Genomic DNA, 21,992 nt, shown 5'->3' on the forward strand with positions numbered 1-21,992 from the left:
AGTAAGCTCTCGAAAACAGCTTCAGATTTAAAAAAAGCCGATAACAGGCCGTCTCAAACACACACGCCGCTTTCTTGGGGATCAGCTGTCCGCACGGAATGGAATGGCCGTTCGGGTTTTGCGATTCGCGAATCCCGAATGAGTCAGCGTGTCTGAACCGCAGTTCAGGTGCGTGCGTCATCCTTAACGTTCGTTGACGAGAGGATCTGAATAATGGAACCCGCAACGCGGCAACTGATTTACGTTTCACGCGACCCCAGCGCGGAACTGAATACTCGGTTTCACCAGCGCGGCTGGCATGTCGAAGTCGTGGGATCGGCGCGCGATGTGCGCCGGGCGGTTCGCGCCGGAATGGCAGCGGGCGGCCTGCTCGACTTCTCCAGCGACTTCCAGCCGCACGAAATCGCCGCTTTCGAGTCCTGCCTGACCATGCCGAACGTCGGCTGGGTGGCAGCCACCATGCCCGGCCAATTGCAGGACGCCGCTTTGCGCCGGCTCGTGCGCGACTATTGTTTCGACTATGTGACGGTGCCCTATTCGGGCGACCGGATCGTCGATTCGGTCGGGCACGCATACGGCATGATCTCGCTGGGCGAACCGGCTTCGAACGATGGCTCGCAAGGCGCCGAAGGCGAAATGGTCGGCTCGTGCGACGCCATGCTCGCGCTGTTCCGCTCGATCCGCAAAGTGGCGATGACCGACGCGCCGGTGTTTATCTCGGGCGAGTCGGGCACGGGCAAGGAATTGACGGCGGTCGCGATTCACGAACGCTCGGCGCGGCGCAATGCGCCTTTCGTGCCGATCAACTGCGGCGCGATTCCGCCGCATCTGCTGCAGTCGGAACTGTTCGGCTATGAACGCGGCGCGTTCACCGGTGCCAATCAGCGCAAGATCGGCCGGGTGGAAGCGGCCAACGGCGGCACGCTCTTTCTCGACGAAATCGGCGACCTGCCGCTCGAAAGCCAGGCGAGCCTGCTGCGCTTCCTGCAGGAGCGCAAGGTCGAGCGGCTGGGCGGGCACGGCGCGATCGACGTGGACGTGCGGATCATTTCGGCGACTCACGTGGATATGACCGCCGCGATGATCGAAGGACGGTTCCGTTCCGACCTCTATCACCGGCTGTGCGTGCTGCAGATCGACGAACCGCCGCTGCGCGCGCGTGGCAAGGATATCGAACTGCTTGCGCGCCACATGCTGGAACGTTTCAAGAAGGATGCGAGCCGCCGCCTGCGCGGCTTCGCGCCCGACGCGATCGCGGCGCTGCATAACTATGGCTGGCCGGGCAACGTGCGTGAGCTGATCAACCGGGTGCGGCGGGCCATCGTGATGTCGGAGGGCCGCGCGATCACGGCGCGCGATCTCGAACTGGCCGAGTATGTCGAGATCGTGCCGGTGTCGCTCGCGCAGGCGCGCGAAGCGGCGGAGCGGCAGGCGATCGAACTGGCGCTGTTGCGTCATCGCGGGCGGCTCGGCGACGCCGCGCAGGAGCTCGGCATTTCGCGCGTGACGTTGTACCGGCTGCTGTGCTCGCATGGCATGCGGCATATGGAAGGCGAGCCGATGTCGACGCCGCATGGCGAATTGCCGGCGTCGGTGCCGCATCTTTAGGGCGTGCGATTGCCGCGGCCGCATTTTGCGGTTCGGCTGCTGGCCTAACGGGCTTCAACCGAGCCTTAGCCGCGTCGTTTCAACCAGGCCGCAGTGAAGCTTGCCCCTGCGGGGCGAGCCTTGGCTGGCGGACCACGTAAATCGCTGCGCGCCAGTCGCGCGCAGCGGCTATTTCCCCGATATTTTCACTGCTGCGCGCCGCGACCGGACGTCGGCGCTGCGGCGCTTGTTAAAATCGGGTTTTCCGCTCAATCTCCGTGGCGCGCATTGATTTCAGACGCGCCTCGTCGAAGGAACCCGCATGAAACAATATCTCGACCTCGTCCGCACGATTCTCGACACCGGTACGTGGCAGGAGAACCGCACCGGCATTCGCACCATCAGCATGCCGGGCGCGATGTTGCGCTTCGATCTCCAACAGGGCTTTCCCGCTGTCACGACGAAAAAGCTGGCGTTCAAGTCGGCGGTGGGCGAACTGGTCGGGTTTCTGCGCGCGTCGCGCAGCGCCGCGGATTTTCGCGGCCTCGGCTGCAAGGTGTGGGATGCGAACGCCAACCAGAATCCGCAATGGCTGGCCAATCCGTATCGTCAGGGTCCGGACGATCTCGGCGATGTATACGGCGTGCAGTGGCGTCAGTGGCCGGCGTACAAGGTGCTGGACGCCGGTGCGAGTGCGCAGCTGGCCGACGCGAGCGCGCGTGGCTTTCAGGTGGTGACCGAATTCGAAGAGAACGGCAGCCCCAAGGTGCTGCTCTACAAGGCGATCGACCAGTTGCGCCAGTGCCTCGATACGATCATGCAGAACCCGGCCGACCGGCGCATTCTGTTTCACGCGTGGAATCCGGCGGTGTTGGACCAGATCGCGCTGCCGGCTTGCCACCTGCTTTATCAGTTTCTGCCGAACGTCGCACGCCGCGAAATCTCGCTATGCCTCTACATTCGCAGCAACGATGTCGGCCTCGGTACGCCGTTCAATCTGACCGAGGGCGCGGCGTTGCTGCATCTGGTCGGACGCCTGACGGGGTACACGCCGCGCTGGTTCACGTATTTCATTGGCGATGCGCATATCTACGAGAACCAGCTCGAAATGTTGCAGCAGCAACTCACGCGCGAGCCTTACGAGAGCCCGGCTTTCGCGATCTCGGAGCGCGTGCCGGACTACGCGAAAACCGGCGTGTACGAGCCGGAATGGCTGGAGAAGATCGAGCCTGCGGATTTCTCGCTGGTTGATTATCGGCATCACGAGCCGTTGACGGCGCCTATGGCTGTTTGAGCGTGCGTCGGCGGGCTGTCTCGCCGGTTCAAAGAAAAACCCCCGCGATGTGAATCGCGGGGGTTTTTTATGATGCGCGGTGCGGGGGGCGGAGGCGCCGGGCTTGGGTCAGCCGCGCTCAGCCCTTGTGATGCTCGTCGCGGTTACCGCCGCCCGAATGCTGTTCGGCGTGTTGCTGCTGCGGTTGCGGCTGCGGACGCGGCTGCTGCACCTGCTGCGGTTGCGGCTGCGGACGCGGCTGCTGCATCTGCTGCGGACGTGGTTCAGGACGCGGCTGCTGCACCTGCTGCGGGCGCGGCTCAGGACGCGGCTGCTGAACCTGCTGCGGACGCGGTTCGGGACGCGGCTGCTGAACCTGCTGCGGACGTGGCTCAGGACGCGGCTGCTGTACCTGCTGCGGAGGCGGCTCAGGGCGCGGCTGCTGCACCTGCTGCGGAGGCGGCTCAGGGCGGAACTGCGGCACCTGCTGCTGACGCGGCTCAGAGCGCGCCTGCTGCATCGGCTGCGGATGATATTCCTGACGCGGCTGCTGCACCTGAATCTCCGCAGGGCGCGGCGCCTGCGGCTCAGGCTGGCGCTGCGCCTGCTGCTGCGGATGAAACTCCTGCTGACGCGCCTGTTGCTGCGCCGCCGGATTGTCCATCGGACGCGGCACGCCGTGTTGCTGCATCCCTGCGTTCGCCTGCATGCCGGGCTGCTGCGCGAAACCCGGCCGTCCCGGCTGCGCCTGCGGGCCGCCGCCGCGCTGCTGACTCTGCTGTGCTTGCTGCGCCATCGGCGTATGCGGCTGGGTCCATACCGGCTCGTGGCCCCCGTTCCCGCCAGGCTGTCGACCTTGCTGCGGCATCCCATGCTGCTGCGCATAAGCCGCCGGATTGCCGCCGCCCGCTTGCGGCGGCCGCGGCACGCCATTCGACGGATGTCCGATTTCGCCCGGCTGCTGTGGGCGCTGATTGTTGACCATCTGCTGCGGCATACCCGGCCGCGCTTGCGGTTCTCCACCATGCGGCAACTGACCAGCACCTGCGCCAGGCCGCTGTCCGGCCTGCTGCATGCCGTTAGGCGCGCCGGGCATGGGCGCACCCGGAGCCGCACCCGGCGTCCTTCCTGCTATATGCGACTGCACGACCCGCACGTTCTGCACGGGCAGCGGGTTCGGGCCGCCCGCCATATGCGCCGGCACCGAGGTCCGCACGATAGGCTGGCCGCCGCCCGGCACCCGTCCGCCGCTTTGCGCGAATCGCTGCGCGAGGCTGTCGTGAAAAGCGGCGGGCATCGCGGGACTACGCGTCGCGACCACCGTACGCGCCATCACGCCCGCCGGCGGACGGTAATTCGCGTTACGCAGACCGGACCCGAAGCTTTCCCGCACCGGCGCGATTCCCGGGCCGCCGGGGTTGATCCGCGCGTTGTGCCATTGGCGCGGATCGACCTTCTGCGCGAAGCGTCCGACCGGCTGGCCGTGCACGAACGCCGCGGCTGGCACGGCGGTCAAGCCGCCACGCGCGCGATAGTTGACGTACGTGTTGTGAATGTTCACGTTGCTGTTGTAGTTTTTGACGATCGTCGTCCGGTTGATGCGGTTGTAGTAACCCGGGCTCCAGTGATCGTGATCGCCCCAATGCGGATGCCACGGCTCGCCCGGGCCGAGCGGGAACCATGCGACGCCGGCCGCCACGATTCCGCCGACCGCCAGATTCACGCCCCAGTCGGGCAAGCCGCCACCGCCTTCGTCATCGCCGACGAAGGCGACCAGCGCCGGCGCGTAGACGGGCGGCGCGTCGGCTTCGACCGGTCCCGGCACCCACGCCCACGTGTCGTCGATCTGGGCCCAGCGGCCATAGTGGTACGGCGCGAAGCCCCACGGCTCGTCGTCGACCCAGGTCCAGCCCCACGGCGCCTGCCAGACCCAGTGGCCGTCGTGGTAGGGCGCCCAGCCGGCGGGCGTGGCGCGCGGCACCCAGACTTCGCCGTATTGCGGGTTGCTTTGCCACGTGCCGTTGGCGTCGAGATCCTGATAGCCGGGAACGTCGCGCGACACATAGCGCGCCGACACCGAACGGTCTTCCGCGGCATCGCGGCTCACGGCCCACTGATCGAGGCTGTCGAGGCCGGGCACCTGATTGTCGGCGAGCTGTTGCAGGTTGGTGCCCCCGAAGCGAACCTGCTGGCCGGCCGCGACCGGCACCTGGCCGCCGTCGCCGTACACGGTCGCGCTGCCGCTGCGCACGGTGACGGTGGTGCTGCTGCCGTCGGGCGCGACGTCGACGCGGTAGTCGCCGGGGCTGTTCACGCCGAGCGCGAGATTCGGCGTGTCGATTTCATAGGACGAGCCCGGCGGCAGTTCGCGCACGCGGGTCGACAACGTACCCTGCGCGACTTTCAGTTGCGCGCTGTTGTCGTCGAGATTGAGAACGTCGAGGCTGGTGGACTGGCCGAGGCGCACCGCGGTCGAGCCGATGTGCAGCTCGGAGCGCGCGTTCTGGTCGTTCCAGAGCTGGTCGCCGGTGGTGAGCGGACGGTTGATCTGCGCGTACGACCAGTCGGTGGCGCCGGCGGGCTCCGTGGTCACGGTGCCGGCGGTGTAGTTCAGCCGGGCTATGCGCCCCGGCGGATCGGTGTTCTGGGTGGCGGCTGCGCCTTCGGGCGCCGGCTGGACGTCCTGCGCCAGTGCGGCTTGAGCGGCGCACAGGAAGACCGCGGTGGCGATCAGCGTGCAGCCGGTGATGCGGCGCTGTGAATGGGGGCGGATAGTGACTTTTCTCATGACTTATCTCCGACGGACGCGGCAATTTGCTCGGTCCGTAAGTCACTTTACCCGTGGCGTTTGTTTCAAGGCCCCCACTTTTGTAAGGCTACCTTATCGGCGTGTAACAAAAGGTCTCGTGAGCAGTCTCGACAACGCGATTTGTTGGCTCATTGCGGAATTTTCATAGCCGCGTCAGAGGTTTGCGAACGACTCACGCCGCCAGAAACGCATCGAAATGACGGTGGCCCGCCGGTGTGATACGCAGGATGCGCGGCCGCTCGGTCCGTTCAACCCAGCCATGCGCCGACCATGAATCGAGCAGCGCCGCGCCGAGCGCGCCGCCCAGATGCGGGCGCCGCTCGCTCCAGTCGGGGCAGGTGCAGGCGAAGCGGCGTCGGCGGCTCTTCTGGACAGACATATCGATGCCCCATTCGGCGAAGCAGGCAGCGCCGTCGGCGGTGGCTTCGAGCGTCGTGCCATGCTGCGTCAGCAGACCGCGCCCGACCAGCCGCTCGAACACCTGCACCGACAACTCGCCCGCCATGTGGTCGTAGCAGGTGCGGGCATAGCGCATGTCGAGCGGCACGGTACGCACCGGGCGCGGCGCCGCCCGCTGCGGCGCGCTGACCTGCGCGACGTTGGCGAGCGCTTCGATCGACGCGGCGATGTCGGGCGACGCGATCCGGAAATAGCGATGCCGGCCGCGCACTTCGAGCGCGAGCAGGCCGCCGTCGGTGAGCCGCGCGAGATGGGCGCTGGCCGCCGACGGCGAGAGTCCGGCGATCATCGTCAGCTCGCCGGCGGGGCGGGCGCTGCCGTCCATCAGTGCCCATAGCATCGCGGCGCGGCCGGGATCGGCGAGCAGCGCGCCGATCCGGCTCAAGCCCGGGAAATGGTTCTGTGCGTCGCTGAGCGTGGCGGTCATCGGGCGTCTCCAAGGGGCGGCGCGCGAGGCGCCATGCAGTCCACTGTAGCGGGCTGCGCGATTCGATGTTTCAGCTTGGCGTGAACGATGGAATCCCGCAGCTACGAAAACCCGGCCCGCGCGGCGGGCGGGCCGCCGGGCTCCTTTCGGCAGCGCTCCTGGCCGCCAGGCTAGAATCGAAGTCTGTCTTTGCGGAAACACGTTGTGATGAAAACTCTTTTTGCCGTCGCCGCGGCGGTCCTGCTGTTCACTGCCTGCGCGCAAGGCGGCGCCGGTTCGGGATCGGGTGCTGGCACCGGTAGCATCAACATGTACGGCACGCTCGACGAAGGGATCACCTTCCGCAAATAAGAGTGCCTGGCCCACCGCCGGCCCGGTGCCCGTCAGACGAAAGCGCGCTGAAAGATTCAAGGCCTTGCGAGAACAAATTCAGCATCGCAACGCGGCCGAAGCTGCCACGCTGTCAATATTGCGCTCGTATAATCGCCTCCTTTCAATGCATCCGATTGACCGGAGTCAAGATGAGCACCCCTCCCGTAGCGCCGCTGGACCGTTCGGAAACCACTTTCCGCTTTCTTGCCGAGCCGAGCTCGGTCAACTTCGGCGGCAAGGTGCACGGCGGCGCGCTGATGAAGTGGATCGACGAGACCGCATATGCGTGTTCGGCGGTCTGGTCGGGACGCTATTGCGTGACGGTCAGCGTCGGCAACATCCGCTTTCGCCGGCCGATTCTGGTCGGCAATCTGGTCGAATTGCGCGCGCGGGTCGTGGCGACGGGCCGCACCAGCATGCACATTCATGTGTCGGTGCAGGCCGGCGACCCGAAGGGCGGCGAGTTGCTGCAAACCACCGATTGTCTGGTCGTGATGGTCGCGGTCAACGAGAACGGTCATCCGGTGCAGGTGCCGGCGTTCGTGCCGCAGACGGATGAGCAGAAGCGCCTCGCCAGGTACGCGATGGACGTGAAGGAAGCGCTCGACGCGATCGTCGAACTGAAGCCGGAAGAAGTCGCGCAAGGCAAGGTTTAAGCGGCGCCTGCAACGGGCGTTGTTCAAGGGCCGCGGAGGCCGTGACCGGCCATCACAGGCCACCGCAGGCTACCGCAGGCCACCGCCGGCCGCGCGAACAGTGACGTTTGCGCGGCCGTCATGCAACGCAGGTGGCGGCGATCCGCAGCGCGCCGCGCGAACGGCCAGGCCATCAAGCCGCAAGCGCGACGGCCCGCACGATCACCCCGCCGAATGCCCGACCATGTCCTTCGGGCGCACCCATTCGTCGAACTGCTGCTCGGTGACATAGCCGAGCGCGAGCGCCGACGCCTTCAGCGTGGTGCCTTCCTTGTGCGCTTTTTTCGCAATCTGCGCGGCCTTGTCGTAGCCGATGTGCGGATTGAGCGCCGTCACCAGCATCAACGATTCGTTCAGCAAAGTATCGATGCGTTCGTTGTTCGGCTCGATGCCCACCGCGCAGTTGTCGTTGAAACTGTGCGCGCCGTCGGCGAGCAGACGGATCGATTGCAGCACGTTGTGCGCGATCATCGGCCGGAACACGTTCAGCTCGAAGTTGCCGCTCGCGCCGCCGATATTCACCGCGACGTCGTTGCCGAACACCTGTGAGCACAGCATCGTCAGCGCTTCGGACTGGGTGGGGTTGACCTTGCCCGGCATGATCGAACTGCCCGGTTCGTTCTCCGGAATCGACAGTTCGCCGAGGCCGCAACGCGGGCCGCTCGCGAGCCAGCGGATGTCGTTGGCGATCTTGTTCAGGCTCGCCGCGACGGTCTTCAACGCGCCATGCGCGAACACCAGCGCATCGGCGGCGGCCATCACCTCGAATTTGTTCGGCGCCGACACGAACGGCAAGCCGGTCAGCTTGCCGATCGCCGCCGCCACCTGGTCCGCGAACTGGGGATGCGCGTTCAGGCCCGTGCCGACCGCGGTGCCACCCTGCGCGAGCTCGTACAGATGCGGCAGCGCCGACTCCACGTGGCGCATGCCTTGATCGAGTTGCGCGACGTAGCCGGAGAACTCCTGGCCGAGCGTGAGCGGCGTGGCGTCCTGCAAATGCGTACGGCCGATCTTGACGATATCCGCGAAGGCTTTGGCCTTGCCGTCGAGCGTGTCGCGCAGCGTCTTCAGCGCCGGCAGCAGATGCTTGACGATCGCATACGCGGTGGCTACGTGCATCGCCGTCGGGAACACGTCGTTGGACGACTGGCCGCGATTCACGTCGTCGTTCGGATGCACCTTGCGCGCTTCGCCGCGCTCGCCGCCGAGCAGCTCGCTCGCGCGATTCGCGATCACCTCGTTGAGGTTCATGTTGGTCTGCGTGCCGGAGCCGGTCTGCCAGACGGCGAGCGGAAATTCCTCGGGGTGCTTGCCGTCGATGATCTCGTCGGCCGCCTGCATGATCGCCTTCGCCTTGCTTGCGTCGAGCACGCCGAGACCCTGGTTGACCTCGGCGGCGGCGCGCTTGATGACGGCCAGCGCGGTGATCAGCTCGGGCGACTGCTTCTCGGTCGAAATACGGAAATTCTGCAGCGAGCGCTGAGTCTGCGCGCCCCATAGGCGGGCGTTCGGCACGGCGATCTCGCCGAACGTGTCGCGCTCCATTCGTACGTCTTCAGTCATGTTTCACTCCGCTTTTCAAAGTTCTGCGTTGACCGGCAATAGGGAGAATAGACCGGTTAGCAGGTTCCGGTATAACCCCGCCTGCGGATCGAAGATGTACGTGCGGCGCATGCCGTTTTCGACATCGGCCCATACGAGCGGCGACAGCGGCGCGCCGATCGAGCGCAGATAGGCGAGCTGGGCCTCGTCGGCGAGCGTGACGCGATAGCTTTGCTCGGGCGACGTGGCGTGCGCGAAGATCCGCGCGATCTGGTCCGCGAGCTGCGGGCTATGGATCACGAGCGCCAGTTCGGTGTTCAGATTGGCCGAGCGGGGATCGAGGTTCATCGAACCGATCACGAGAATCTTGTGATCGATCACGTAGGTCTTCGCATGCAGGCTCGCGCGTGAACCCGAGCCTGCGATGCCCGCGGGCGGCGTCTCCTGACGCGGCTTGAACTCGTACAACTCGACGCCTTGTTGCAGCAGCGGCACGCGATACGGACTGTAGCCGGCCTGCACGGCGACCGCGTCGGTCGCGGCGAGCGAGTTGGTCAGCACGACGATGCGCACGCCACGGTGCGTCAGCTCGCCGGCCGCCTTGACGCCGGCGTCGTGCGGAACGAAGTAGGGCGAAATGATCAGAAAGTCCTGGCGCGCGTCGCGTGTCAATTCGCGCAGCCGCTGCATCGGCGGACTCACATAGTCAGGCGACGGATGCTCGATCTTCTCCGGCAGATCCGCCTTGAACTCGGCGGGCGCCCAGACCAGACCCAGTTGTTCGCTCGTGATCTGCGACGCGAGCGGCGTCGCGTTCAGCGGCTTCGCGTTGTACGGATCGGCGTTGCTGCGCCAGTGCTGGCGCAAGTCGTCACGCGTCTGATCGAGCTCTTTCGGGTCGAACTTCTGCTGGTTCAGCACCCGCAGCGGATACGCGATGCTGCTGTTCCAGTAGTCGTCGAAGCTCGCGGAGATATCGGCGGTAATCGGGCCGGCAGCCAGTACGTCGAGGTCGCGGAACTGCAGCGTTTCGCTTGCGCTGAAATACTCGTCGGCGAGATTGCGGCCGCCGACGATCGCCAACTGGTTGTCCGCGATCATCGCCTTGTTGTGCATGCGGCGCGTGAAATTGCCGATCTGCGTGAACAGATTTGTGGTGCGTTCGAACATGCCTTCCTGTGCGCTGCCGAACGGATTGAAGACGCGAATCTCGATGTTGTCGTGCGAGTTCAGGCCCGCCATCACGCGATCGATGTCCTTGAAGTTCAGATCGTCGACCAGCATGCGCACCCGCACGCCGTGATCGGCCGCGTACAGCGCGGCGCCGAGCAGCAGCTTGCCGGTGGTGTCCTCGTTGGCGATGTAGTACTGCATGTCGAGGGTTTTGGTCGCCGCGCGCGCGAGCGCAATGCGCATCTGCAACGCGTCGGTGCCGCTCGACAGCACCCGAAAACCTGACTGCCCCGGATGCGCGGCTGCGAGCGGCGCGAGCGCGCTGTGCAGCGGCGTGATTTCGGTGACGGGCAGCGCGTGCGTGACCGGATGATCGAAGCCATTGGCGGGTGGCCTGGTCGCGCAGGCGGTCAGAAATGCCGTTGCGCAGCACAGCAGGAAAAAATATCTCGTTGTCCCCCAAGGGGACTGCCTTCGGGGCGTGCTGAATGCGCGCTTGCGTTGCAGTGCGTTCTGATTCTGTTCGTGATGCCCCGGCACGCTGTCTTCCCCTGGTTTGCAGGCTTCTCGTGACGGCAGCGCAGATGGCTTGCTCACGCTGTCGAGAAAAACATTCTAAGGGGAATCGGGCCAGGTGGTTTTCGTTCTTCCGTGTGAGGACGGCTGTGGGACTTTCGTCGTGGCTTGTGCGCAGGCTGCCGTTGGGTAACGTGCAGCGCAACCCGCAGAGATGCCAGAGGGAGCCGCAGTTCGACCGAAGCGGCCGCCGGATGTAAAACGCTGAGCTGGTGATGCCACAGCCTCGGTCGGGGCGTCGTGGACGTGCCAACGGAGGCTGCTATTCATTCGATGCCGGTCAGGCTGACCATTACCGCAATTGCAGCTGAAATTGCAATTGCAACGCGCGCAAGACGTGAGGTCGCGTCATCCGCGCTCAACGCTCAACCCACGCTCGCCGTCGGGATGCGTCGAGCCTTGCGCGGGACGTCCTGCCCAGTAGCCCGCGAGCAGCGAGCCGGACAGGTTGTGCCACACCGAAAACAGCGCGCCCGGCAAGGCCGCAATCGGCGTGAAATACAGCTTGCCGAGCGTCGCGGCGAGGCCCGAGTTCTGCATGCCCACTTCGATCGACAGGGTGCGGCAGACGGCTTCGTCGAAGCCGAGCAGACGCCCGCCCCAGTAGCCGCCGAGCAGGCCGATGCCGTTATGCAGCACCACGCCCAGCATCACCACGAGGCCGACCGATGCGATGCTCTTCTGCGTGCCGCCCACCACCGCGCCGATGATCAGCACGATCGCGACCATCGAGATCAGCGGCAGCATCGGTTCGATCTTGCGCACCGTCTTGCTGAACAGATGATTGACGATCAGGCCGACCACGATCGGCAGCGCGACGATCTGCAGGATGCTCATCAGCATGCCGTGCACGTCCACCGCGATCGACGCGTCCACGTAAAGACGCGTGAGCAGCGGCGTCGCGAACACGCCGACGAGCGTCGACAACGCGCTGATCGTCACCGACAACGCGACGTCGCCGCGCGCCAGGTAGATCATCACATTCGACGCCGTGCCGCTCGCCACGCTGCCCACCAGCACCATGCCGGCGGTCAGATCCGGCGGCATGCGCAACGCCTTGGCGATCACCCAGGCGGCGAGCGGCATCACGAGGTAGTGCAGCACGATGCCGGCGATCACCGGCGCGGGGCGCGTGAAGACGCGCTGGAAATCCGCCACCGACAGCGTGACGCCCATCGCCAGCATGATGATCGTGAGGAGCGTGGTGACGTGCGGCGCGATGCCGGCGAACGAGGCGGGCGAGAAGTACGCGGCAATCGAAACGAGCACGGCCCAGAGCGGAAATAAGCGGGTGACGCGGGCAAGCATGACGGGTGGTCCTTGGTTATGTTTTATCGCGAGAATCGAGGGTCGGTCGAGCGCGCCGTCGTGAGTGGCGGCGGGCGTTCGGGAGTCTGCCGCGAGAAAGCGGCAAGCCGTGCGGGCGAGGGTGAGCCTTTGGGCGGCGCGGGCCTTTGTGGGGCGTGCTGGCGGAGTCTCGGCGCGAGGGCGCGGGTACGCGCCGGGTCGCCGAGGCGCGCATTTTAACTTTTTCGGGTACCCGCTACCCGCTTCCGCTCACGCCGACCCGACCGGCGGCGCAACCGGCGGCGCAACCGGCGTGGCCGGCACGCGCCGCAAGCTCAGCTTGTGAAAGCGCAGCGTCATCAGCACCGCGACGCTTGCGAGGCCGGCCGCAAGTCCCCACCACAAACCGCGTGCGCCCAGTCCGAAGTGAAAAGCCAGCGTATAGCCGGTCGGAAACCCAATCACCCAGTAGCCGAACGCCGCGGCGATCATCGGCACGCGGGTGTCCTTCAGGCCGCGCAGGCAACCGGAGCCGACCGTCTGCATGCCGTCGACGATCTGGAAGATCGCGGCCACCCCGAGCAGCGAACTCGCCAGCGCGACCGTCGCCGCGTTGGCCGGGTCGTCGAGATGCAGATAGAGGCCGACGATCCAGTGCGGCGCGGCGATCAGCACGATCCCCGACAACGTCATGAAGCCGACGCCGAGCGCCAGCGCGACGAAACCCGCATGACGCGCGGCCAGCGGCTGCCCGGCGCCGGCCCAGAAGCCGACCCTGACGTTGGCCGCCTGGCCGATCGCGAGCGGCACCATGAAGGCCACCGACGCGACGTTCAGCGCGATCTGATGCGCGGCCAGTTGCGACTCGCCGAGCAGGCCGACCATCAGGCCGGTGGCGAGAAAGAGCGTCGACTCGACCCCATAGGTGATCGCAACCGGCCAGCCGATGCCGAACAGTTCGCCCATCAACGGGACGTTCGGCCGCGTCGCGACGACGAAATGACGGTAGCGCGGCCGCAGATGCAGCAGCGCCATCAGCACCAGCGCGGTCAGCCAGACAGTGATCGAGGTCGCGGCCGCCGAGCCGAGGAAGCCGAGCCGCGGCAGCCCCCAGGCGCCGTGGATCAGCCCGTAGTTCAGAAACGCGTTCACGCCGACGCTCGCGAGCGACACCCACAGCAGGCGCCTGGCCGCCCCGATTGCCGGCAGGAACGAGCGCATCAGGCCGACGCCGATCAGGCTGGCGGGCGCGCCCCAGCGCAGCACCGCCGCGTATTCGCCGACGTTGTGCGCGAGCAGGCCGGGCTCGCCGAAAGCGAGCAGGATCCGCGACGCGAACGACAGCAGGATGAACGCCGGCACCGACAGCAGCACCGACAGCACGAAGCCGGTCCAGTAGATGTGCGGCACGCGGCCATCGTCCTGCGCGCCGCGCGCATGCGACACGCTCACGCTGATGGAGGTCAGCACGCCTTGCAACAGCGTGACCACGACGAAGAACAGGTTGGCGCCGAGGCCGCCGGCGGCAAGCGCATCGGCGCCGAGCGAGCCGAGCAGGATCGTGTCGGTGACGCTCATCGCCATCTGCGAAAGTTGCGCGATCGCGAGCGGCGCGGCGAGCCGGGCAGTGTCGGCCGCGTGGCGGGAGAAGGTCGGCGGCCGGGCGGCCACCCGGGTCAAGCTGGATTGAGTCATGAAGCGCTTGGCGGCGGAAATGGAGACAGCGGGCGACAGCGTGTCGGCCGATGGTTTGTCTGTCGAAACCGACAGCTTATGGCCTTGCTCCGGCGATGTCGATGGAAGAGGCACGATTCTGGTGCGCGCGGTCCTGCGAATTTCCGGACTGCGGCAGGGTGGCGGTGGCGGCAGCGGTGGCGTGCGCGGCGTCAGGCCTCGTGGACCGCAATCCGCGTATCGCCGAGCAGCACGACCTGGCCCGCGCGGATTTTGCAGGTTTTACGCGTTTCGACCCGGCCGTCGACGGTCACGGCGCCGTCGGCGACCATCATTTTCGCCGAGCCGCCGCTGTCCGCGAGGCCCGTTATCTTCAGGAGATTGTGCAGTTCGACGTAGTCGCCGGTGAGCATGAAATCGAGGTTGGGCATGGCGTTTGCGCCTTCAGGCAAAGGGTTCGCATCATAAGGCAGAAGCTTGCCCTGGATGAAGTTCACGATGTGCGCAGACTCCGCGCAAGCAATTGCAAGCAGTTGTTATGCAATTGTCGGAAAGTGAAACGTTCCGTAACTTTGATCGTCTCTCGCGAATTTCACTCGTAAAGTGCGGCTCTGTAGCAGGGATTGCTGGATTTTTCGCAAATTTCCAGTAGGGAGAAGACCGGGCGAGGCGCATCGCCATCCATGCGCGACGCCAGACACCACGCCCACGTCACAACAACTTTATAGAGGATTTGCCATGACCCAGATTCGTTCACTCCTGATCGGTACCGCCCTCACGGCTTTTGCAGCTACCGCCGCGGTGGCGCAGACCGCGCAACCGGCCGCGGGTATCAGTGGCCAGGCACAGATCCAGACCCAAGGCGCCGATGTCGCGCCCGCCGCACCCGCCACGCAGGGTGTGCAGCCGGTCACGCCGGCGCCGACCCGTCTGACGGCGTCGGGCTCGACCGATCCGCTGGTGCAAAAGCGTGACGCCAACGCGAAGGCGAATGCGGAATATCGCGCGTCGAAGAAGGCGTCCAAGGCGGAGCTGAAGGATCAGCAGAAGGCCGCCAAGACGCAGTACAAGGAACAGGTGCGCGACGCGAAGATCAACCAGAAGGCGGATAAGCAGGCCGCCGACAACGAAATGAAGATGAACATGGAAGGCCAGGCCGCCGCGCAGACTGACGGCGCCGACGTGAAGCATTGAGTCTCGAGCGCGGGCGTGCGGCTGAGGGTTGCTGTCACGCCGCGCTTAGGGTGGGTGCGCTTGTGCGAGGCACGTTGCGTAGCCCGCCGCCTCGTCCAGGCCGGTCGTTTGCTTGAGCCGGATTTTGCTGCGGGACGCAGTTGCCGCTTTGAAGGCAGGTGTGTCTCGCATCACGTTTCACCGAGTGCCTACGGACACGCACGCCGGTGAGCACGACACGCAAACAACCCCGAAAAAAGGGTCGCTTGTCGGCGATGGTTGTATGGATATACAGTGTGCGTCGCCATCCTGAATCCATCCAACGCCCAAATCCACTGTGCTCTCCGTCGCCGAATCTCCGCCGCCGTTCGATACCGCCGCCTGGCTGGCGAAGCTCAACGACGCGCAGCGCGAAGCCGTCGAATACGGCGCCGACACGCCCAACGCGCCCCCCGGCGCGCTGCTGGTGATCGCGGGCGCCGGCTCCGGCAAGACCAACACGCTCGCGCATCGGGTCGCCAATCTGGTGGTGAAGGGCGCGGACCCGCGCCGCATCCTGCTGCTGACTTTTTCGCGCCGCGCGGCGCTCGAAATGACCCGCCGCGTCACGCGGATCGCCGGCGCGGCGCTCGGCACGCGGGCCGCGCTCGCGCAAGGGCTGACATGGTCGGGCACGTTCCACAGCGTGGGCGCGCGGCTGCTGCGCGAGTACGCCGAACTGATCGGCCTCGCGCCGGCCTTCACGATCAACGACCGCGAAGACTCCGCCGACCTGATGAATCTGGTGCGCCACGAACTCGGCCTGTCCGCGAAAGAGCGGCGCTTCCCGGCCAAGGGCACCTGCTTTGCCATTTACTCGCGCGTCGTGAACACCGGGGCGTCGCTCAGCCATGTGCTCGGCAACGCGTTCCCGTGGTGCCGCGAATGGGAGGCCGATCTGCGCATGCTGTTCGCCGCGTATGTCGACGCGAAACAGAAGCAGGGCGTGCTCGACTACGACGATCTGCTGCTCTACTGGTCGCACATGGCCGCCGAGCCGGCCATCGCGGCGGACCTGTCGGCGCGCTTCGATCACGTGCTGGTCGACGAGTATCAGGACACCAACCGCCTGCAGGCGTCGATCCTGCTCGCGCTGAAACCGGACGGACGCGGCCTGACCGTGGTCGGCGACGACGCGCAGTCGATCTACTCGTTTCGCGGCGCGACCGTGCGCAACATTCTCGATTTCCCGGCGCAGTTCAACCCGCCTGCCAGGCAGGTCACGCTCGAGCGGAATTACCGTTCGACCGGGCCGATACTCGCCGCGTCGAACGCGGTGATCGAACTGGCGAGCGAGCGCTACACGAAGAACCTGTGGACCGACAAGGCGTCGGCGCAGCGCCCGCGCGTCGTCACGGTCGCCGACGAAGCCGACCAGGCGCGCTACATCGTCGAACAGGTGCTCGAAGCGCGCGAGCAGGGCATGAAGCTGAAGTCGCAGGCGGTGCTGTTTCGCGCCGCGCATCGCAGCGCCGCGCTGGAGATCGAGCTGACCCGGCGCAACATTCCGTTCGTCAAATTCGGCGGGCTGAAATTTCTCGATTCGGTGCATGTGAAGGACGTGCTCGCGGTGCTGCGCTGGGCGGAGAATCCGCGCGACCGCGTCGCCGGTTTTCGCGTAGTGCAGTTGCTGCCGGGCGTCGGGCCGGCCACTGCAGCGAAGGTGCTCGACGAGATCGTCGCGCGCGCGGGCGCCGGCAATCCCGCCGACACCGCCGCCGGCGCGCTCGCCGCGTTCGCCGCGCCCGCTCGCGCGCAGGAGGACTGGCATCCGTTCGTCAAGCTGATGTCGAGCGTGTACGGGCGGCAGACGCCGTGGCCCGCCGAGTTCGAGATGGTGCGGCGCTGGTACGAGCCGCATCTCGAACGCAACCACGAGGACGCCGCGATCCGTCACGCGGACGTGTTGCAGATGGAAAGCATCGCGGGCACGTATCCGTCGCGCGAGCGCTTTCTGACCGAGCTGACGCTCGATCCGCCCGACGCCACCAGCGACGAATCCGGCGTGCCGCTGCTCGACGAGGACTATCTGATCCTGTCGACGATCCATTCGGCGAAGGGGCAGGAGTGGCGCAATGTGTTCGTGCTGAACGGCGTTGACGGCTGCATTCCGTCCGATCTCGGCACCGGCAGCGAAGAGGAAATCGACGAGGAGCGGCGCCTGCTATACGTGGCGATGACGCGTGCGAAGGAGGATCTGCATATCGTCGTACCGCAGCGTTTCTACGTGCACAACCAGACGCATATGGGCGATCGTCACGTGTGGGCATCGCGCACGCGCTTCATTCCCGCGCATCTGATGCCGTTGTTCGACGCTTATGCGTGGCCGCGCGTGCCGGTGCCGAGCGCGCCGACGGCGGCGGGGCTCGCCGCGGCCGCGCAGGCGAAGATCGAGATCGGGGCGAAGCTCAGGAAGATGTGGGATTGAGCGCGCGGCGGCGCGCGTTGGGGGTGTTAGGGCGCCGGGTGAGCGTGGTCAGCGTGGTAGCGCGCGCTTGAAGACCGCAAGACCGCAAGACTGCGGCAAGGCTTCCGCGCAGCACCGCAACTGCCTGTCTGCCAGGTGCCAACAGCCCTGCGCGCGCTCAGCGCGACTGCCGTTGCTGCGGTTGCGGCGCCGGACGCGGCGGCACGAAGAAATTGCGCAGCCATGCGGCGAGGCGTGAAAACAAGTCGTACGGCTCTTCGACGAAAATCTCCGGCTTGAGCAGGCGCAGGTATTCCATGATCTGCTGCGCTTCCTGCTTCTGGAACGAGCCGTGCGAAATGCCCAGACGCAGGAGCCCGCGCAGTTCGCCGAGTTTCTCGCGCGCGGTGCTGCCGACGCTGGTTTCGCACGCCACCTTGGCCTCGTAGACCCGTTGACGCAGCGATTCCACCAGCCGCCATGCTGGCGTCTGCATGACTTCCTCGAGCGCCTGAATGTCCTGCGCCGCGCTCTTGATCTGCGCCGCGAGCGGATCGATCAGCGCCGCGTCGCCTTCCGCTTCCTTGACGATCGCCGCCGCCCAGTCGCGGCATTGTTTGGCGAGCTCTTCCGGCGTCCATTCCGAGCGGGCCGCGAAGCCGAAACCGAACTCGCCCGCCTGCCGCATCAGAATCGCGACGACGTCCGGAAATTCCTTGTCCAGTGTGCGTTTGGCCCATGCGTACTGGCCGCCCTGCAACATCCGTTGAACCGCGTGTTCGGTCAGCGGCACCATGTTGTCGAGCAGCTTGGCGCGCAAAAAGTCCTCAAACGACGGCGTCGCGAACTGCGGATCGAGCTTCAGCGAGACCCGCAGAAAAGCGTCGAAATCCTTGCGTAGCGACGCAAGGGTCTCGTCTTTGAGCTTGAGGGTGATTTGACCCATGTGTTATCCCGTTTGGTCCTGCCGCGCGGCCTCGGCACGTCGTCCGGCCGCACGCGGACCCTGGGCGACGCGACGCCAGATGCCGGCGCGGTTGATTCCTGCCTGTTGCCGCGTAACCAGCGGGACGAATCCCGATGAGCGGACCTCGACTGCATATCGGCGGATTTAAGGGAAACTTAAGGGTCAGCGGGCGATGGGCGGCCGCTTTAGAGGGATGCGTCGCCCGACCGGTGCGCGCGTGGCGCGGGCCTGACGACGCCAATGCCGCGTTGACGGCGGCTCGCGCCTATTTGAGCACGACGCATTGCCAGACGAAAAACACCGTCAGGCCCACTGCGATGGTCAGCAGCGGCCGGCGCGTCAGCGCGCTGACGACGACGGCGGCCAGCGCGCCCACCAGTTGCGGATTGCGCCAGGTCAGCTCGGCACTGGTGCCGTGCGGCGATACCGCCATCGGCACGATGATCGCCGTCAGCACGGTGACTGGCACGAAACCGAGCGCGGTGCGCACGAGCGGCGAGAACACCAGCCGGTCGCCGAGCACGAAGACGGCGGCGCGGATCACCCACGTGATGAGCGCCATGCCGAGGATCAGAACGACGTAGTTCATCGCGTGACCTCCGGGGTTTCGCGTGTGTTCGTGTTGCGTGTGCCGCCGCGTGTGCCGCTTGCGCCGCTCGAGCCGCGCAGGCTGGGCCGCGATGTCGACAGCACGACGCCGATCGCGACGCCCGCGAACACCGCGCCGAGCAGGCCGAGCTTGTACGGCCATGCCTGCCAGAAAAAGGCCAGCGTGCCCGCGGTCGCGGCGGCCGCGATGTAGCGCAGCGCGACGAGTTGCGGCACGACGATCGCGATGAAGGTGGCGACCATCGCGAAGTCGAGTCCGAGCGACTGAAGACCCGGGAAGGCCGCGCCGAACAGAAGGCCGGCGATGGTCCAGAGCTGCCAGTTCAGGTACATCGCGAGTCCCGCGCCAAAGAAATAGTGCGGGCCGACCGTGCCGGGCTCCCTATGCCGGTAGTGTTCCCACGCGACTGCGAAGACTTCGTCGGTGAGCAGCGCGCCGAGCGTCCAGCGCCAGCGTGCCGACAGGTGCGCGACGTGCGGCGCGAGCGTGGCGCTGTACAACACGTGACGCAGATTGACGACGAGCGTGGTCGCCCAGATCACGGCGAAGCTCGCGTGGCCGGCGATCAGGCCGAGCGCGATGAACTGCGCGGAGCCGGCGAATACGACGAGCGACATCAACTGCCCGTGCCACAGATGCAGCGGGCCGGATGCGACGAGGGTGCCGAAAATGACGCCGAACGGTGCCGCGCCGATCATCATCGGGATGATGTCGCGTGCGCCGGCGGTGAATTCTTTTAAATGGCCTGTGCGGATGGGCTGGCCTGGGGTGGAATGGGTCAATCTTGCCTCCTTGGTCCGGGAAGCATAGCGGGGGTTGATGGGCGGGGCTTGTACGTTCTTGCGGCGGGCGGGGGCGGGAGTGCGGAAGGCGGAGCGCAGAACGCGGAGGACGCAGCACGAACGGCGCAGGACACGGAGCGAAGGGCGCTACGTGAAGGACGCAGAGAGAAGGGCGCTACGTGAAAGACGCCGGGCGAAGGACGAACGGCAAACGGCAAACGGCAAACGGCAAACGGCAAACGGCAAACGGCAAACGGCAAACGGCAAACGGCAAACGGCAAACGGCAAACGGCAAACGGCAAACGGCAAACGGCAAAGAGCCAAATCCAGCCCGCAAAACGCAGCTGGACACCCAAAGCCGCATCAGACCCCTTGCCAGCGCCCGGGCGGCACCCCGAACATGCGCCGGAAATGCCGCGTGAAATGGCTCTGATCGGTAAAGCCACTAGCGGTGGCGACATCCGTCACGGACACGCCGGCGCGCAACGGCGCGAGCGCGCGTTGCAAGCGCACCTGATTGCGCCAAGCGTGCGGCGGCAACCCAGTCGCCTGGGTGAAAAGGCGCGACGCATGAAACGGCGACAACCCCGCCGCCCGCGCAACTTCGGCAAGCGTAACGGGCTCGACGAGATCGCCGGTCAGACGCTCCTGCATGAGCGCGACGCGCGCATCGTCGGCGGCAACGCGCGAAGGCGCTGGTTGCGTCTGCGAGTAGCGGACCAGCAGCGTGGACAACGCGTCGAGCATCGCGGCTTCGGCGGCGAGCGCATCGTCGCCCGCTTCCAGCAGACGATGCGCGCGCGCCAGCCGCGCCGCCAGATCGGGATCACGGATCACGCCGGGCGCAAACCACGGCAGCGCCTGCGGTTTGCCGCCGAGTTCGTTGGCGAGTTCGTGGATGAAATCGACCGGCGCATACATCACGCGATATCGCCAGCCTGCCTCGACCGCCTTCGAACCCGTGTGCAGTTCGCCCGGATTGATGATCGGCACGCTGCCGGCTTCGGCGACATAGTCGGAACCGCGATACCGATAACCCTCCGCGCCCGCGACGATCACCGGAATCGTGTACGCATCGTGCCAATGCGGCGTGAACTCGTGATCGTGATATTCGGCCGTGAGCAGATCCCCGCCGGGCAGAAGCGGCGTGCGCCAGTAGCGGGCGGAATCCTGGAAACGATGGGCGGCGGTCATGGTGAAGGTCCGGCAGGACCGGTCAGTGTAGCGCGTCGCGAGCGCGCGCGGCATGGGGCGTTGCGGTTGCCGGGCGCGTTTTGCCGTAACGCCGTGCTTACTTGACGGGGATCGTCGTACCGGCCGGCATCGGCACGGCGCTCACGCTGTTTTTCGCGCTGCCGCTGACGATCCGGTCGCTATAGGTGAGATACACCAGCGTATTGCGCTTCGCGTCGACCACGCGCACCACATGCAGCGACTTGAAGATCAGCGACATGCTCACCGAGAACACGTCGGCCTGCTGCTTCACCGGGCCGGTGAAATGAAGCGCGCCGATCTGGCGGCAGGCGATCGACGCCTCGGTCGGATCTTCGGCGATGCCGAGCGTACCCTTGACGCCGCCGGTACGCGCGCGCGATACGTAGCAGGTCACGCCTTGAACGACCGGATCGTCATAGGCTTCGACGACCACGCGGTCGGAACCTGTGATGTGGAAGTTGGTATTGACGCTGGCGACTTCTTCGCCGTGTGCCGAAGGCAGCAGCAGTGCGGTGGCAACTACAAGCGCGATGCGCAACGAGGTGGGTTTCATGAGAATGCCGATATGAGCGCCGGAGTGGGGCGCGAGAGGCGCGCCGGGAAATCGCCATCGTATAACGGCAAGCTCGCAAGAGGGCCGGGGCCAATCAGCGAGAAGGTGTGCGCAAGCTGCTGCGGTTCAGCAACAGATCGCACATAGCAGGCAGCAGGCATGCAGAAAACGCGAGCGTCGAGCCAGCCACGCCGCGATCCAACATTGAGAAAGTGTGAGGCGCAAAACAAAAAGGCCCGCATTCGTGCGGGCCTTTCAAAATCTTGGCTCCTCGACCTGGGCTCGAACCAGGGACCTACGGATTAACAGTCCGGCGCTCTACCGACTGAGCTATCGAGGAACAGAACAACAACAGCAGAGAAGCGAAATTGT

At 65.9% G+C, this 21,992-nt stretch carries 18 protein-coding genes and 1 tRNA gene; 6 read left to right on the plus strand and 13 right to left on the minus strand.

What is annotated here, in order from left to right; all coding sequences use genetic code 11:
• Positions 1-213: 213 nt before the first annotated feature.
• A complete protein-coding gene (locus HV744_RS29765) occupies positions 214-1,608 on the plus strand; it encodes a sigma-54 dependent transcriptional regulator (protein WP_175152931.1) in 1,395 nt (464 codons plus the stop codon).
• Positions 1,609-1,909: 301 nt separating this feature from the next.
• Complete coding sequence (locus tag HV744_RS29770) at positions 1,910-2,881, plus strand: thymidylate synthase (protein ID WP_175152932.1); 972 nt, start codon at positions 1,910-1,912, stop codon at positions 2,879-2,881.
• A gap of 118 nt (positions 2,882-2,999) precedes the next feature.
• Here the strand turns inward: HV744_RS29770 and HV744_RS29775 are convergent, their stop codons facing one another.
• Positions 3,000-5,648, minus strand: coding sequence for a DUF6600 domain-containing protein (locus HV744_RS29775; RefSeq protein WP_175152933.1), 2,649 nt, complete (start codon positions 5,646-5,648; stop codon positions 3,000-3,002).
• Positions 5,649-5,841: 193 nt separating this feature from the next.
• Entirely contained in the window at positions 5,842-6,555 is a 714-nt protein-coding gene (locus HV744_RS29780) for an ArsR/SmtB family transcription factor (protein WP_175152934.1), read from the minus strand.
• Positions 6,556-6,762: 207 nt separating this feature from the next.
• Between HV744_RS29780 and HV744_RS29785 the strand changes: the two genes are divergently transcribed.
• Both HV744_RS29785 and HV744_RS29790 read left to right on the plus strand, forming a co-directional pair.
• The gene (locus HV744_RS29785) at positions 6,763-6,906 is read left to right on the plus strand and encodes a hypothetical protein (RefSeq protein ID WP_175152935.1); all 144 of its coding nucleotides are present in this window, start codon (positions 6,763-6,765) and stop codon (positions 6,904-6,906) included.
• A gap of 170 nt (positions 6,907-7,076) precedes the next feature.
• Entirely contained in the window at positions 7,077-7,583 is a 507-nt protein-coding gene (locus HV744_RS29790; RefSeq protein WP_175152936.1) for an acyl-CoA thioesterase, read from the plus strand.
• A 201-nt stretch (positions 7,584-7,784) separates the two neighbouring features.
• Here HV744_RS29790 and fumC read toward each other — a convergent pair whose 3' ends face one another.
• The 5 genes from fumC to HV744_RS29815 all read right to left on the minus strand — a co-directional run bounded on the left by fumC (position 7,785) and on the right by HV744_RS29815 (position 14,305).
• Entirely contained in the window at positions 7,785-9,185 is a 1,401-nt protein-coding gene (gene fumC / locus HV744_RS29795; protein WP_175152937.1) for a class II fumarate hydratase, read from the minus strand.
• 15 nt (positions 9,186-9,200) lie between these two features.
• Positions 9,201-10,877, minus strand: coding sequence for a phospholipase D family protein (locus HV744_RS29800; protein ID WP_175152951.1), 1,677 nt, complete (start codon positions 10,875-10,877; stop codon positions 9,201-9,203).
• Positions 10,878-11,261: 384 nt separating this feature from the next.
• A complete protein-coding gene (panS, locus tag HV744_RS29805; protein ID WP_175152938.1) occupies positions 11,262-12,221 on the minus strand; it encodes a ketopantoate/pantoate/pantothenate transporter PanS in 960 nt (319 codons plus the stop codon).
• A gap of 249 nt (positions 12,222-12,470) precedes the next feature.
• The gene (locus HV744_RS29810) at positions 12,471-13,895 is read right to left on the minus strand and encodes an MATE family efflux transporter (protein WP_175152939.1); all 1,425 of its coding nucleotides are present in this window, start codon (positions 13,893-13,895) and stop codon (positions 12,471-12,473) included.
• Positions 13,896-14,086: 191 nt separating this feature from the next.
• Complete coding sequence (locus HV744_RS29815; protein WP_175152940.1) at positions 14,087-14,305, minus strand: RNA-binding S4 domain-containing protein; 219 nt, start codon at positions 14,303-14,305, stop codon at positions 14,087-14,089.
• Between the two features lie 307 nt (positions 14,306-14,612).
• Between HV744_RS29815 and HV744_RS29820 the strand changes: the two genes are divergently transcribed.
• Both HV744_RS29820 and HV744_RS29825 read left to right on the plus strand, forming a co-directional pair.
• Positions 14,613-15,068, plus strand: a complete 456-nt coding sequence (locus tag HV744_RS29820) for a hypothetical protein (RefSeq protein WP_175152941.1) — start codon at positions 14,613-14,615, stop codon at positions 15,066-15,068.
• 316 nt (positions 15,069-15,384) lie between these two features.
• On the plus strand, positions 15,385-17,514 hold the full coding sequence (locus tag HV744_RS29825; RefSeq protein ID WP_175152942.1) for an ATP-dependent helicase: 2,130 nt from the start codon (positions 15,385-15,387) through the stop codon (positions 17,512-17,514).
• A gap of 157 nt (positions 17,515-17,671) precedes the next feature.
• Here the strand turns inward: HV744_RS29825 and HV744_RS29830 are convergent, their stop codons facing one another.
• From HV744_RS29830 to HV744_RS29855, 6 genes are all read right to left on the minus strand, one after another.
• Positions 17,672-18,439, minus strand: a complete 768-nt coding sequence (locus HV744_RS29830) for a DUF4088 family protein (RefSeq protein WP_175152943.1) — start codon at positions 18,437-18,439, stop codon at positions 17,672-17,674.
• Between the two features lie 286 nt (positions 18,440-18,725).
• The gene (locus HV744_RS29835) at positions 18,726-19,049 is read right to left on the minus strand and encodes an AzlD domain-containing protein (RefSeq protein WP_175152944.1); all 324 of its coding nucleotides are present in this window, start codon (positions 19,047-19,049) and stop codon (positions 18,726-18,728) included.
• Entirely contained in the window at positions 19,046-19,852 is an 807-nt protein-coding gene (locus tag HV744_RS29840) for an AzlC family ABC transporter permease (RefSeq protein WP_246279248.1), read from the minus strand. The genes HV744_RS29835 and HV744_RS29840 overlap by 4 nt, the downstream gene beginning before the upstream one ends.
• Positions 19,853-20,215: 363 nt before the next feature.
• Positions 20,216-21,046 (minus strand): helix-turn-helix transcriptional regulator, encoded by an 831-nt coding sequence (locus tag HV744_RS29845; protein WP_175152945.1) that lies wholly within the window; start codon positions 21,044-21,046, stop codon positions 20,216-20,218.
• A gap of 97 nt (positions 21,047-21,143) precedes the next feature.
• Positions 21,144-21,620, minus strand: coding sequence for a CreA family protein (locus HV744_RS29850; RefSeq protein WP_175152946.1), 477 nt, complete (start codon positions 21,618-21,620; stop codon positions 21,144-21,146).
• 264 nt (positions 21,621-21,884) lie between these two features.
• Positions 21,885-21,960: transfer RNA gene (locus HV744_RS29855), tRNA-Asn, on the minus strand.
• Positions 21,961-21,992 lie beyond the last annotated feature (32 nt).

It is taken from the genome of Paraburkholderia ultramafica (assembly GCF_902859915.1).
Lineage (GTDB): Bacteria > Pseudomonadota > Gammaproteobacteria > Burkholderiales > Burkholderiaceae > Paraburkholderia > Paraburkholderia ultramafica.

Excerpts from the sequence above, each read along its gene's own strand:
- HV744_RS29785 (WP_175152935.1), top strand. The coding sequence starts at position 6,763 with ATGAAAACTCTTTTTGCCGTCGCCGCGGCGGTCCTGCTGTTCACTGCC.
- panS (WP_175152938.1), bottom strand. The coding sequence starts at position 12,221 with ATGCTTGCCCGCGTCACCCGCTTATTTCCGCTCTGGGCCGTGCTCGTT.
- HV744_RS29835 (WP_175152944.1), bottom strand. The coding sequence starts at position 19,049 with ATGAACTACGTCGTTCTGATCCTCGGCATGGCGCTCATCACGTGGGTG.
- HV744_RS29775 (WP_175152933.1), bottom strand. The coding sequence starts at position 5,648 with ATGAGAAAAGTCACTATCCGCCCCCATTCACAGCGCCGCATCACCGGC.
- HV744_RS29850 (WP_175152946.1), bottom strand. The coding sequence starts at position 21,620 with ATGAAACCCACCTCGTTGCGCATCGCGCTTGTAGTTGCCACCGCACTG.
- HV744_RS29810 (WP_175152939.1), bottom strand. The coding sequence starts at position 13,895 with ATGACTCAATCCAGCTTGACCCGGGTGGCCGCCCGGCCGCCGACCTTC.
- HV744_RS29765 (WP_175152931.1), top strand. The coding sequence starts at position 214 with ATGGAACCCGCAACGCGGCAACTGATTTACGTTTCACGCGACCCCAGC.
- HV744_RS29770 (WP_175152932.1), top strand. The coding sequence starts at position 1,910 with ATGAAACAATATCTCGACCTCGTCCGCACGATTCTCGACACCGGTACG.
- HV744_RS29820 (WP_175152941.1), top strand. The coding sequence starts at position 14,613 with ATGACCCAGATTCGTTCACTCCTGATCGGTACCGCCCTCACGGCTTTT.
- HV744_RS29780 (WP_175152934.1), bottom strand. The coding sequence starts at position 6,555 with ATGACCGCCACGCTCAGCGACGCACAGAACCATTTCCCGGGCTTGAGC.
- HV744_RS29845 (WP_175152945.1), bottom strand. The coding sequence starts at position 21,046 with ATGACCGCCGCCCATCGTTTCCAGGATTCCGCCCGCTACTGGCGCACG.
- HV744_RS29815 (WP_175152940.1), bottom strand. The coding sequence starts at position 14,305 with ATGCCCAACCTCGATTTCATGCTCACCGGCGACTACGTCGAACTGCAC.
- HV744_RS29790 (WP_175152936.1), top strand. The coding sequence starts at position 7,077 with ATGAGCACCCCTCCCGTAGCGCCGCTGGACCGTTCGGAAACCACTTTC.
- HV744_RS29830 (WP_175152943.1), bottom strand. The coding sequence starts at position 18,439 with ATGGGTCAAATCACCCTCAAGCTCAAAGACGAGACCCTTGCGTCGCTA.
- fumC (WP_175152937.1), bottom strand. The coding sequence starts at position 9,185 with ATGACTGAAGACGTACGAATGGAGCGCGACACGTTCGGCGAGATCGCC.